This window comes from Shewanella algae, assembly GCF_009183365.2.
GTDB classification, from domain to species: Bacteria; Pseudomonadota; Gammaproteobacteria; order Enterobacterales; family Shewanellaceae; genus Shewanella; species Shewanella algae.
The window spans coordinates 664,125-676,464 of the sequence record NZ_CP068230.1; the positions used below are offsets into that span (position 1 = coordinate 664,125).

At 52.6% G+C, this 12,340-nt stretch carries 9 protein-coding genes and 5 tRNA genes; 10 read left to right on the plus strand and 4 right to left on the minus strand.

Annotated elements, in window-relative coordinates:
* Positions 1-4: 4 nt before the first annotated feature.
* The 4 genes from E1N14_RS03100 to rsgA form a co-directional block, all read right to left on the minus strand.
* Positions 5-3,208 (minus strand): mechanosensitive ion channel domain-containing protein, encoded by a 3,204-nt coding sequence (locus E1N14_RS03100; RefSeq protein ID WP_062793551.1) that lies wholly within the window; start codon positions 3,206-3,208, stop codon positions 5-7.
* A gap of 75 nt (positions 3,209-3,283) precedes the next feature.
* Positions 3,284-4,174, minus strand: coding sequence for a DMT family transporter (locus E1N14_RS03105; RefSeq protein ID WP_375336954.1), 891 nt, complete (start codon positions 4,172-4,174; stop codon positions 3,284-3,286).
* Between the two features lie 2 nt (positions 4,175-4,176).
* Positions 4,177-5,040: an archaetidylserine decarboxylase gene (gene asd / locus E1N14_RS03110; protein ID WP_025009369.1), complete on the minus strand. Its 864-nt coding sequence runs from the start codon at positions 5,038-5,040 to the stop codon at positions 4,177-4,179.
* 31 nt (positions 5,041-5,071) lie between these two features.
* Entirely contained in the window at positions 5,072-6,136 is a 1,065-nt protein-coding gene (gene rsgA, locus E1N14_RS03115) for a small ribosomal subunit biogenesis GTPase RsgA (protein ID WP_025009370.1), read from the minus strand.
* A gap of 112 nt (positions 6,137-6,248) precedes the next feature.
* Between rsgA and orn the strand changes: the two genes are divergently transcribed.
* The 10 genes from orn (at position 6,249) to E1N14_RS03165 (ending at position 12,337) form a co-directional block, all read left to right on the plus strand.
* A complete protein-coding gene (orn, locus tag E1N14_RS03120) occupies positions 6,249-6,794 on the plus strand; it encodes an oligoribonuclease (RefSeq protein WP_025009371.1) in 546 nt (181 codons plus the stop codon).
* Between the two features lie 115 nt (positions 6,795-6,909).
* Positions 6,910-6,985, plus strand: a tRNA-Gly gene (locus E1N14_RS03125).
* A 122-nt stretch (positions 6,986-7,107) separates the two neighbouring features.
* A tRNA-Gly gene (locus E1N14_RS03130) sits at positions 7,108-7,183 on the plus strand.
* Between the two features lie 121 nt (positions 7,184-7,304).
* A tRNA-Gly gene (locus E1N14_RS03135) sits at positions 7,305-7,380 on the plus strand.
* A 126-nt stretch (positions 7,381-7,506) separates the two neighbouring features.
* Positions 7,507-7,582: transfer RNA gene (locus E1N14_RS03140), tRNA-Gly, on the plus strand.
* A gap of 286 nt (positions 7,583-7,868) precedes the next feature.
* Positions 7,869-7,944 (plus strand) — tRNA-Gly (locus E1N14_RS03145).
* 198 nt (positions 7,945-8,142) lie between these two features.
* The gene (locus E1N14_RS03150) at positions 8,143-8,598 is read left to right on the plus strand and encodes a ferritin family protein (RefSeq protein WP_025011330.1); all 456 of its coding nucleotides are present in this window, start codon (positions 8,143-8,145) and stop codon (positions 8,596-8,598) included.
* A 421-nt stretch (positions 8,599-9,019) separates the two neighbouring features.
* Positions 9,020-10,504, plus strand: coding sequence for a bifunctional ADP-dependent NAD(P)H-hydrate dehydratase/NAD(P)H-hydrate epimerase (locus E1N14_RS03155; RefSeq protein WP_025011329.1), 1,485 nt, complete (start codon positions 9,020-9,022; stop codon positions 10,502-10,504).
* A 38-nt stretch (positions 10,505-10,542) separates the two neighbouring features.
* Positions 10,543-11,025 (plus strand): tRNA (adenosine(37)-N6)-threonylcarbamoyltransferase complex ATPase subunit type 1 TsaE, encoded by a 483-nt coding sequence (tsaE, locus tag E1N14_RS03160; protein ID WP_025011328.1) that lies wholly within the window; start codon positions 10,543-10,545, stop codon positions 11,023-11,025.
* A complete protein-coding gene (locus E1N14_RS03165; RefSeq protein WP_028779695.1) occupies positions 11,012-12,337 on the plus strand; it encodes an N-acetylmuramoyl-L-alanine amidase in 1,326 nt (441 codons plus the stop codon). The genes tsaE and E1N14_RS03165 overlap by 14 nt, the downstream gene beginning before the upstream one ends.
* Positions 12,338-12,340 lie beyond the last annotated feature (3 nt).

A 12,340-nucleotide genomic window follows, 5' to 3' on the forward strand; every position in this document is an offset into this window, starting at 1 on the left:
GCGATTAACCTCTGATAATACCGCTGGTGTCTTTGTTGTGCGTGTTGCTGATATGCACTTCGAGCTGAGGATAAGCCAGCTCCAGCTGGTTCTCCTTGAGCTTCTTGCTGATCCGCTTGTGCAGATCGTGGCGCAGCGGCCAGCGGGAAGACATATCTTTGGCATAAGCCCTGACTTCATAGTCCTGAGTGTGTTTGCCGAAACCGGCAAACCAGACTTCCGGCTCAGGGGTTTCCAGCGCGTTTTCACACTCTTTCACTGCCTGATAGAGCGCGGCCTCCACCCGGGCAGGATCTGAATCCCTGGCGACCGAAACATAGATGATCACCCGGGTAATGGGATCTGACAGCGACCAGTTAATTAACTGCTCTGTGATAAAGGCCTTGTTGGGGATGATAATCTCTTTCCTGTCCCAATCTATGATGGTGGTTGCGCGAATTTTGATCTTGGAAACCGTGCCTGTGAGCTCACGAATAGTGACGGTATCGCCGATACGCACCGGCTTTTCAAACAGTATGATAAGGCCCGAGATAAAGTTGGCGAAGATCTCCTGCAGACCAAAACCCAGACCCAGAGTCAAGGCCGCAATCAACCATTGCAGCTTGGACCACTCCATCCCCAGGGTGGCAAAGCCGATGACGATACCGATAAAGACCACCAGGTAACGGGTCACAGTGGTGATGGCAAAGCCGGTTCCCGGGGTGAGATCCAGCTTTTGCAGCACAGTCAGCTCCAACAGGCCGGGCAGATTGGTGGCTATCATCATGGAAAAGCCGACCACAATGGCGCCAAATACCAGCGACTTCATGGTGATGGGTAGAGGCTGCTCGACTCCGCCTACCCCGGTAGTCGTTGTTGTCCAAAGAGTAATGCCGTCGAGGAAGCTGAACAGGGCGGTGTGGGTTTGGGTCCACAGGCCGACCAAACAGGCCAGAAACGCCAGCAGCAGCAGGGATCTCACCAAACCCAGTGATTGGCTGGACATGGTTTCCAAATCGACTACCGGCTCTTCATAGGTGTCCTGATGATCGTTGGTGCCCGATGAGGTATCGCCTTTTTCCCGCTGCGCCAGACGCTCGGCTCGGCGGGCCTTGGCGCGATCGAAGGCGATGCGGCGCCTTTCAATCAACATCCAACGTTTCAGCAACTGGTACAGCAACAGGAAGCCGAGTCCCAGCAGTAAAGAAAGCTGCAGCTGCAGCAGCATCTGGAAGGCGGTGAAATAGTAGCCCCTGAATGCCAACACGGCGCTCAGTGGCGGCACCAGCAACAGCAGCAGCCACAGCAGCTTTTGCAGCAGGCGCTTGTTCTTGTCGTCCAGATGGCTTTCACGGTAGCGACGGGACAGAGTCAGTACGTCCCGATAGAGCATAAACAGCATGATACAGAACAGAATAAAGGCACCGCGGCCTATGCTGTTGCGCACCAGAGAGGAGTCGAGAATTTCGGTAAAGCCCATGACGCCCACCAGAGGCATGGCCATGATGACAAAGCGGCGAAAACGCTGTTGGCCTTGACGGATCACCTCTTGCGGCCGTTTGAAATGGCCTATGAGCAGGCCCTTGTCCAGCGCCAGCAGATAGATGAAGCGATAGAGCTGGTACAGGCTGCCTATGGCCAGTACACCCATGCCGATGGCCTGAATGGGATTACTGTCTGACTGCAGCATAATCAAGCCGGCAGCCACTATGGGAAAGGGTTTGAACAGACTGTAACCGGCGCTGATCACTAATGTCTGGATGGTGTAGATGAACTTATCCTGGGTCACCTTGCCGACCGGCGCCTCACATTCGCGCATCATGGTCTTGAATCTGGGGGTGAGAATATCCTGGGCCACCAGACACAACACCACCAGGATGATCCACCAGGACCAGTATGGACTCAGTTCGGTCAGTCCCTGCTTTATCTCAGGCAGACTGGTTTGTTGCCAGAGCCAGAGACTGGAGCGCTGCAGATCCGTCAGCCACAGCTTGCTGATGCTGTAGGCATTGGGTACCCAGAACAGGTGTTCATTGAGGGTGGACTTGAGCCTCTGGTAGCTGTCGGTGAGCAGCTCATATTTGCTCTTGAGCTTGGCCAGTTCACTGAGATAAGTGTCATAGCCTTTCAATAGTTGATTCAGCAAAGCCTGTTGCGACTCAAGCAGCCGCAGCTGAGATTCATTGCTGTAGGATTGGGTCGTTAGCAGTTGCTCATTGGCGGCAAACTGCTGCTCAATCTGATAGCGATTGAGTCTGGCATCGGCTATCTGGGTCTGCAGGTGCTCTTGGTTGGGGGGCTTTGGCAGTGACTGCAGGATCTGCAAAAAGCGCTCACCGAAAACCGGGTTCATCTTTACCCAGCTTATCTGCTCCTTGATGTTGTCCAGTTGCTTGCTGTGGGACTGATCCAGCTTCTCCGCTTGTTCCTGCAGGGCTATGGTCTGCGCGGTCTGCTCCGTCAGTAGCTGCAATTGCTGGCCATATCTCTGGTTGGCCAGACTCAGCTCTGTGGTCAGGCGATCGCGGCCATCAGCCTCGGCATTGAGGGTTTCGGCCAGTGTGGCATTGACCTGCTGCTGCCTGGCATCGGTAATGGCGCGGTTAAGCTGTTCGATAAGCAGCTCTTGTTGCTGCAACTGCTTGCGTACCAGTTGCAGTTGTAACTGATGTAATTCGCGCTTTTGTTGGCTGACTGCCAACTCGCTTTCCAGCGTGGTGAGCTGTTGTTCCAGCAATAACAACTGTGCCTGTTGCAGCTCTTTGGCGGCATTGTCACCGGCCACTGCCTGGGCCTTTTGCTGTTGCAGCAGTGCCTGTCTGATTTTGACTATTTCGGCAGGTAACTCGCTGTGGCGCTTGAGCATGGCGCTGTTGGCCTGGCTTAGGCTGGTTTCACTCTCTTTCAGTTCGGAAAGGCGCAGATAGGCCATGGAGGCCTGCTGATCCAGATCCTGATGGAGTTCGGGCTTAAGTGGCGCGGCGGCTTCCTGCAACTGATCATAAAGATGCTGGCGCCTGCTTTCGAAATTGAGTTGCAGTTCCTGATAACTGCGGTTGGTGTCGGCAAGCTGCTGAATGCTCTTTTCCAGCTGCGCCAGTTGTTGCTCCTGCGACAGGGTTTCAGTGTTTTGTTGGTTAAGACCCAGACGTTTATCCAACCCCAGTGGCGAATTGGCCTGGGCGGAGGCGATAAATAGACAAAACAGCAGAAGGCAGGCTCGAACCATAGTTAAATTCAAAGAGCTAAATTCAAAGAGTTAATCGACAGCTCATATTAGCTAAGTTAAGCGGGTTTTGATATGTCAGCCAAGGTTCTTTTTCGGGGCTTGTGATTTGTGACTCTGTGATGTTTCAAACAAGGCGGTAGCTACCACTAAAGTGCCACCGATAGCGGTTGCCAGAGTCAGCGACTCATCCAGCAGCAACCAGGCGAGCATGGCGCCATAGAAGGGTTGTAAACAGGCAACCAAACCGACAGTCTTGGCACTCAGGTATCTGAGTGCCGAAGTAAACAAGGCATGGGGCGCCGCGGTAAAGACGACTCCCAAAAGCAGCAGCAATCCCCAGGTTTGGTTGCTGATGTCAGCGGTATCAAGACTGTGCCATGGAGCCAACACCAGCACTGCTACCGCGGTTTGATAAAACATCGCCTGCTGGCCGCTGTAGGCGGTGAAGTAGCGTTTGTGCAACAGGTTACGGGCGGTGAACAAGATGGCGGAAACAACGCCGACCAGGATCCCTAGGGTAACGTCGTTGCCCAATGATGGCTCGGGGATCAGCAGAATCACCCCCAGCAGCACCGCCAAACCGCTGACAAGGTCTCTGAGGTGTAAGCGACTGCCGGTAAACCAGGGTTCGACCAGCACAGTCATCACGGGATAGGTGAAAAAGGCTATCATGCCGATGGCGACAGAGGAGAGTTGCATCGCCGCAAAGTAGGTCACCCAATGGAGGCTGACAATCACCCCAAGTAACAGAGCAATAAGGTAATCTTTGCCGCGCAGCAAGCGCAGGCGTTGACGGCTGAGTTTAACCAGCAGCGCCAGAACTATGGCGGCGATAACGCAGCGCAGCAGAGTGATATCGAGGGCGCTCAAGGGAATAAGCCGGGAGAACAGGGCGGTTCCCCCGAACAGGAGTACCGCCAGATGCAGTTCTGTCAGGCCTGTACGAGCTTGCCCCTTGGCAGACAAGTTCAGTCCTCTATTTTGGCAAAAGGTGCACCCATACGGGTCACTGCACCTGGCTCAACATCATCGGCAAATTCATCCAAGGCGTCTTTGGCAAACAGCATGACCACGGTACTGCCCAATTTGAAGCGGCCCATCTCGGCACCTTTCTCCAATGTGATCGCATCCGGCCCAGTGGTGGGGTATTCCCAGGTAAAGACGCGTTTGCCTGTCGGCGGTGTGACAGTGCCGGCCCAAACGGTTTCTATGCTGGCCACTATGGTGGCGCCGACCAATACCATGGCCAGGGGGCCAATCTCGGTTTCGAATATGGCTACCACTCGCTCGTTACGGGCAAACAGCCCGGGTACATTGCGGGCGGTCAACGGATTGACCGAGAAGAGTTCGCCGGGCACATAAGTCATTTTCGACAGCGTGCCTTTGATGGGCATATGGATTCTGTGATAGTCCTTGGGCGCCAAATAAATGGTGGCAAAGTCACCGTCTTCGAAGCGTTCGGCGTCTTTGGCCTGATTACCCAGCAGGGTCAGAGCCGAATAGTGATGGCCTTTGGCTTGAAAAATGCGGCCGTCTTCAATGGGGCCACACTGACTCACGGCGCCATCGACCGGGTGCACTATATATTCTGAGTCCTGATACAGAGGGCGAACGCCGTCCTTCAGGGCGCGGGTGAAAAAAGCGTTGAAGCTTTTGTAGGCTTCAGGCTCGCTCTGGGCCGCTTCTGACATATCTATCTTGTACTGTTTGATAAACCAGCGAATAGCCCAGGTGGTCAGCTTGCCGGCTTCGGCCGCGGCCAGTTTCCCGACCAGGCGGGACAACAGGTGTTTGGGCAGCATGTACTGCAGTGCAATCTTCACTTTATCCAATTTTTGCTTCCTTCAAATGGGCTTTGCCAGCTTAAATGTCGTCCATGCCGGCGCGGAAGTGGCGGGCGTGACGCTGTTCATCCAGACTGGTGATAATTCTGTGATAATTGTTGAATCTGTCTTCGGCAATTTTGCCTTCCTCTACCGCTTTACGCAATGCGCAGCCGGGATCGTCCAGATGTTTGCAATCGCGGAATTTACAGCCGCCGAGAAAATCCCTGAACTCCACGAAGCACCAGCCGACACGGTCGGCAGGTAAGTGCCAGAGGGCAAATTCGCGAACTCCTGGAGAGTCAATCAGATCGCCGCCGCTAGGAAGGTGAACCAGTTTGGCCGTGGTGGTAGTGTGTTGACCCAGGCCTGAGTTTTCCGAGACTTCCCCGGTTTGTAACTGCGCCTGTGGCAGCAGGGCATTGACAATAGACGATTTACCTACCCCGGATTGCCCGGCAAATACACTGGTTTTGCCTTGCAACAGGGTTTTCAGTTGCTCTATCCCTTCAGCGGTTTTACTGCTGACTTTATAGACCGGGTAGCCGATAGCGCGGTAACGGGCCAGAGCCGTTTCCACTTCAACAGCCTGAGTCTCGTCCAGCAAGTCGACCTTGTTGAGAATGATCACTGGCGGAATTTCTGTGTCTTCAGCCGCCACCAGATAGCGGTCAATAATCTGGGTAGTAAAGCTCGGCAGCACAGATGACACTATAAAAATTTGATCTATATTGGCGGCAATGACTTTAACGCCATCATAGAGATCGGGCCGGGTCAGTGACGAGCTACGCGGGTGGACGGCTTCAACCACACCGGCGACAGTAGTTTGCGGATCGGTCGCCAGGCGTACCACTACTTTATCGCCGGTAACCAGGCTGCCTATGGTGCGGCGAAGATTACAACGAACCAGTTGGCCATCATGGGTTTCAATATCGGCATGCTGACCGAAACGGGAAATAACCGTGGCCTCCAGCTCGGGGCCGAGTGAGCTATCCTGTATTTCAGGAGCGGCCTCTGTAGCGTTTTTTCCACGTTGCAGACGCTTCTGATGATTGGCTTTCATACGGCGCAGTTGGCCATGACTCAATGGTTTCTTTTTACTCACAGGCTGTTCTTCGCGGTATAAGGTGATTTTGTGTCTTGGCAAAAAGCAGTATGATACACGGTCTTAAACAAAAAAGCCTGAATTTAGGCGAACAGGAGCGATAGGCTGAGCTATGGTTGCGGATGCAAATAACCTGATTTGGATAGATCTCGAGATGTCCGGGCTGGAGCCTGAAACCGATAGAGTACTGGAAATAGCCACCTTGGTTACAGACAAGGAGCTGAACATTATCGGTGAAGGGCCTGTGATAGCGATTCACCAGAGCGATGAAGTGTTGGCTGCCATGGATGATTGGAATCAACAACATCATGGCGCTTCTGGGCTAATTGAGCGGGTGAAAGCTTCGAAACACACAGAGGCTGACGCCATAGCCGAGACCATAGCTTTTTTGAGCCAGTACGTGCCTAAAGGCGTGTCCCCCATGTGTGGCAACAGTGTTGGTCAGGACAGACGCTTTCTGAACAAGTATATGCGTGAGCTGGAAGATTACTTCCATTACCGCAATATCGATGTCAGTACGGTCAAGGAACTGACCAAGCGTTGGCAGCCGGAAATCATGAAGGATTTCAAAAAGCAAAATACTCACCAGGCTTTGATGGATATTCAGGAGTCGATCGCCGAGCTGAAATTCTATCGTGAGCGGGTATTTAAAATTTGAGCGATCGGTAGATAAATCTGTTTCAGGGGGTTGCAGCAGATGGAAATTTCCATATAATGCGGCCTCACCTTTCCGCTGGTGGTAACCAGTGTGAACGGTTAAAGTAAGTGGAAATGCGACATTAGCTCAGTTGGTAGAGCGGTACCTTGCCAAGGTACAGGTCATCGGTTCGAACCCGATATGTCGCTCCAAATTCCAGACACCCACTGTCTTTAAATGTGGACTTAAGTGATGCGACATTAGCTCAGTTGGTAAAACAGAAGGTTGGTACCTTTGTTGATTATTAGCGCGGATGATGAAGCGAACAAGCGATGCGACATTAGCTCAGTTGGTAGAGCGGTACCTTGCCAAGGTACAGGTCATCGGTTCGAGCCCGATATGTCGCTCCAAATTCCAGACGCCCACGGTCTTTAAATGTGGACTTAAGTGATGCGACATTAGCTCAGTTGATAAAACAGAGGTCGGTACCTTTGTTGATTATCAGCTCGGATGATGCAGCAAACAAGCGATGCGACATTAGCTCAGTTGGTAGAGCGGTACCTTGCCAAGGTACAGGTCATCGGTTCGAACCCGATATGTCGCTCCAAATTCCAGACGCTCACGGTCTTTAAATGTGGATGCATTATTGCAATGCGACATTAGCTCAGTTGATAAAACAGAAGGTCGGTACCTTTGTTGATTATTGACGCGGGTGATGCAGCAAACAAGCGATGCGACATTAGCTCAGTTGGTAGAGCGGTACCTTGCCAAGGTACAGGTCATCGGTTCGAACCCGATATGTCGCTCCAAATTCCAGACGCCCACTGTCTTTAAAGGTGGATGCATTATTGCAATGCGACATTAGTTCGGTTGATAAAACAGAAGGTCGGTACCTTTGTTGATTATTGACGCAGGTGATGCAGCAAACAAGCGATGCGACATTAGCTCAGTTGATAAAACAGAAGGTCGGTACCTTTGTTGATTATTGACGCAGGTGATGCAGCAAACAAGCGGTGCGACATTAGCTCAGTTGATAAAATAGAAGGTCGGTACCTTTGTTGATTATCAGCTCGGATGATGAAGCAAATAAGCAATGCGACATTAGCTCAGTTGGTAGAGCGGTACCTTGCCAAGGTACAGGTCATCGGTTCGAACCCGATATGTCGCTCCAATCTTTATTTCCCCCTCAAAATTATTAAAAAGTGCTTTTCGTGATCTGCCGCAGGTTTCTTGCGTTTTGTCTAATGTAGCGACATTTGTAAGCACTGATTTATGACCTTGTTCAAATATTCCCACCTTTTTTACTTCCATAATGTCTCCATACCGAATTGAATTGTGCCGTTGACGGCAGAAAAATGGAGATAGGCAGATGCGTATTCAACAGTTACGTGAACTCCTTGAATTTATAGCGAAATGTCGTCTTGATATGGCTCAGCTCTATCATAGATTACACACTCAGGCCGACTCATCCAGGGTCAAACTAATGCTGGAATATTTTGAACAGCATCAGAAACATATTGCTGAAACTCTCGAAGATTATATCGATGATGCGCCAAACAAGATCCTCGATACCTGGTACAAAGACATTGTGTTTGAGGACTTTGGCAAGCGCTGCCGCGATACCATGCTGGCGGCCAATATGACAGAGGATGATGTGCTGAATCTGCATCTGGATCTGGAAAACCGCTTGATTGCCTTACTGGAAAAAACTGCCGGTTCGTCGGCTTCGGCCGAGGTAAAAGGGGCTTTGGAGGATTTGGTGCGGGTCGAGAAGATCCAGCAGCAACGACTGGTGCACAGTACCATACGTATGGACGATATTTAATGTCTCCCAGACTTGGCGGATCTGCTTGGGTCTGCCGTTAGTTCTGCCCGGCCCAGACCGGGCTTTTTCATTTTTATCAACTTGTTCTGATTCAAGTCATAAATACTCACTGACTTTACTGCTAGTGTGTTATCAATCATCACAGTCTTTATGCTGATTTTTTATCGGTAGTGTCAGCGCCCGAAAGATGCCAACGGCGACCAATAAGGCGCAGAGAGCCAGGAGCCAGAACCAGGGAAATCCTCCGTTAAGGGGTAATCCCAGCAGTAATACGCAAAGTATTAAAATAAGCAGTGTCAGCAGCATCATCCCTGTGCTTCCTTCCGGCATCCTTTGCCACAGCATAAGTTTAGTGAACGAGTGGATTTTTTCGAGTTAACAAGTCATCAGTATCTGTCAGTCAGGAGATAGGAGAATCGATATGGCCCAGGATTTGTCAGATATGCCCCGTCAGCTGTATAGCGCCAAGGCCGTGCGCCAGGCCGAATTGGACTGGGGGGCTGCCGGACAGGGCAGCCTCTATGAGTTGGTCGAGCGGGCAGGGAAAGCCGCCTTTGAGTTATTGGCGGCCAAGCTGACTCAAGGCAGCCGGGTACTGGTCATTGCCGGGCAGGGAAACAACGGCGCCGATGCCTTGGTTTGTTTGCGCTGGTTATTGAACTCGGGTTTCAACGCCAGCCTGTTTATCTTTCCCGCCAGTCAGCCCAGCACCGAGTGGCAGCAAGCCTGGGATAAGTTGCAGCAATCCGCGCCGAAGGTGGCTCAGGTATCAGATTTAACCGCAGCCGAATACGATTGGATAGTGGACGGCCTGTTGGGTACCGGCCTCAAGGGCGATGTCCGGCCGGAAGCCGCCGTCATGATAGCCCGGATAAACGCCGCGCGGGCCAAGGTGCTGAGTCTGGATTTGCCTTCCGGCATAGATGCCGATACCGGCGCAGCTCTTGGGGCGGCAGTCGAAGCCGAGCAGACACTCTGCTTTGCGGCCCTTAAGCAAGGGCTACTGACCGGCAGGGCCAGGCACTGCTGCGGCGAACTGCATTTTGTTGACTTGGGGCTGAGTGACTTCCTGCCACCATCGGATGTGGTCAGAGTCGGCGCTGAGTACCTCAAGGGGCTTTTCGAAGCCCGTCCCAGGGACAGCCACAAGGGCAAATCGGGTAAGGTCACCGTTATAGGCGGCGATTATGGCATGGGTGGGGCAGTCAGACTGGCGGGCGAAGCCTGTCTCAGGGGCGGCGCCGGTTTGGTTACTGTGGTGAGCCGGCCGGAGCATCAACTCACGGTTAATGCCAACAGGCCGGAGCTGATGTTCTGGGGCTGTGAATTGGTGGATATGGAAGTTTATCTGCGCCTTGGCTGGGCACAGGTACTGGTGTTGGGGCCAGGGCTTGGCCGCGCCGACTGGGGATACAATCTGTTCAAGGCGGTCAGTTTGAGCGATAAGCCCTGCGTGCTGGATGCCGATGCGCTCAATCTCTTGAGCCAGGAAAAACGCTCCCAGGACAATCGGGTTCTGACCCCTCATCCGGGGGAAGCCGCCAGGTTGCTGGCAACGGATATTGCTGATGTCGAAGCCGACAGGTTTGCAGCGGTTAGAAAGCTGCAGGCTCAATATGGTGGTGTGGTACTGCTCAAGGGCGCGGGTACTCTCATTTATGACGGTAAACAGCTGTTTGTTGCCCCTGTGGGGAATCCCGGGCTCGCCAGCGGTGGGTGTGGCGATGTGTTATCTGGTATAATCGGCGCGCTGATGGCTCAGGGGCTGGACAACACCCGCGCGACTGTGGCAGGCGTGATAGTTCACGGCGGCGCTGCCGACCTTGCTGCCCGTGACGGGGAGAGAGGCATGCTCGCCAGCGATCTTATGCCCTGGATCCGCCATCTGGTAAACACTGACTTGTAAGCTTAATGGGCCAATGTAAGGCGTGGATCCTCACTTAAATGACTATCGAACACAGCTTGACTCTGCAATTGGCAGATGAGACTCAAACTGTCGCCTTCGGGCGGCAATTGGCGGCCTTGATCAGTGCGCCACTGACCATTTATCTGACCGGAGAACTTGGTGCCGGCAAAACAACTTTCAGCCGTGGCTTAATTCAAGCCTTGGGTCATCAAGGTGCGGTTAAGAGTCCGACCTATACACTCGTGGAACCTTATGAGCTTGAAGGAATCGAAGTATATCATTTCGACCTTTATCGACTCAGCGACCCTGAAGAACTGGAGTTTATGGGGATCCGGGATTACTTCAACGAGCGCAGCCTTTGCATTATTGAATGGCCGGAACAGGGGATGGGGGGCTTGCCCGCTGCCGATATACATCTGCATATCAAATATGCTAATACTGGTCGCGAAGTCTCTCTGCAAGCCGGTTCCGACAAGGGTAAGGTGCTATTAAGAAAAATAACAAACAATGGTAAAGACTAATAACATCTTATTTAAACTGACTTTTTTTGTTATCTGTTGGGTAATGGCGGCGCCAACTTGGGCAGCCAATAAACTCGACGGTGTGCGTATTTGGGCGGCGCCCGAGTCTACCCGGGTGGTATTTGACTTAAGCCAGGCGCCTGATTACAGCTATTTCACACTGAGCAACCCTGACAGACTTGTGGTGGATCTGAAAAAGAGCACCAATGGCGTCAAACTGGAAAAAGTTGAAAACAACAGCCCCTTGGTCAAAAGGGTGCGTTTGAGCCAGCCGCCGGAGAAAGGCACCTTGCGGGTGGTCATAGATCTCAAGCGGGCCGCTAAGGCCAATCTGTTCTCCCTGCCGCCAACTGCACCATACGGCAACCGTTTGGTGGTGGATCTCGATGACAAGAGCACTTCGGCCAAAGCCAGGGTAACCCCGACAGCCACTGAAGCGGTGCGGGATGTGATTATTGCCATCGATGCCGGTCATGGCGGTGATGACCCAGGCTCTATCGGGCCTTCCGGTTTGTACGAGAAAAAGGTATCACTGGCGATTGCCAAGCGAGTCGAGCAGAAAATCAACGCGACTCCCGGACTTAAAGCCGTGATGATTCGCACCGGTGACTACTTTGTTAACCTGAACCGTCGCTCGGAACTGGCGCGACAGAGTAAGGCCGATCTGCTGATCTCAATCCACGCCGATGCCTTTACTTCACCTCAGCCCAGAGGCGCCTCTGTATGGGTGCTCTCCATGCGCAGAGCCAATACCGAGATCGGCCGCTGGCTGGAGCAGAAAGAGAAACATTCAGAGCTGCTCGGCGGTGCCGGTGAGATTATTCAAAATACCGATAATGAACAGTATCTGGCGATGACCTTGCTGGATATGTCGATGGATAGATCCATGGCGATGAGTCACACAGTGGCCAGCGACATACTTTCTGGTTTGGGTAAGGTGACCAAACTGCACAAGCACAAGCCCGAGTCGGCGAGCCTGGCGGTACTCAAGTCGCCGGATATCCCGTCCATTCTGGTGGAAACCGGTTTTATCTCCAACCCTCAGGAAGAGAAGTTGCTCAGTAATGCCAACCATCAGGACAAGCTGGCCAAGGCGATTCATAAAGGCGTGCTCAAGTATTTTGAAGCCAATCCGCCGGCCGGTACCATGCTGGCCAAACAGGGCGTGATTAAACACAAGGTTGTCAGAGGTGAATCTCTGTCGGTAATCGCCAATCGTTATGAGGTGTCGGTGGCCGATATCAAGAAAGCCAATAACCTGAAATCGGATGTAGTGCGTATAGGTCAGCAACTGGTTATCCCCAGAGCCTGAGGA

Bases quoted from the DNA above. Each gene is read 5' to 3' on its own strand.
- E1N14_RS03100 (WP_062793551.1), bottom strand. From the start codon at position 3,208: ATGGTTCGAGCCTGCCTTCTGCTGTTTTGTCTATTTATCGCCTCCGCC.
- orn (WP_025009371.1), top strand. From the start codon at position 6,249: ATGGTTGCGGATGCAAATAACCTGATTTGGATAGATCTCGAGATGTCC.
- E1N14_RS03150 (WP_025011330.1), top strand. From the start codon at position 8,143: ATGCGTATTCAACAGTTACGTGAACTCCTTGAATTTATAGCGAAATGT.
- E1N14_RS03155 (WP_025011329.1), top strand. From the start codon at position 9,020: ATGGCCCAGGATTTGTCAGATATGCCCCGTCAGCTGTATAGCGCCAAG.
- tsaE (WP_025011328.1), top strand. From the start codon at position 10,543: ATGACTATCGAACACAGCTTGACTCTGCAATTGGCAGATGAGACTCAA.
- E1N14_RS03165 (WP_028779695.1), top strand. From the start codon at position 11,012: ATGGTAAAGACTAATAACATCTTATTTAAACTGACTTTTTTTGTTATC.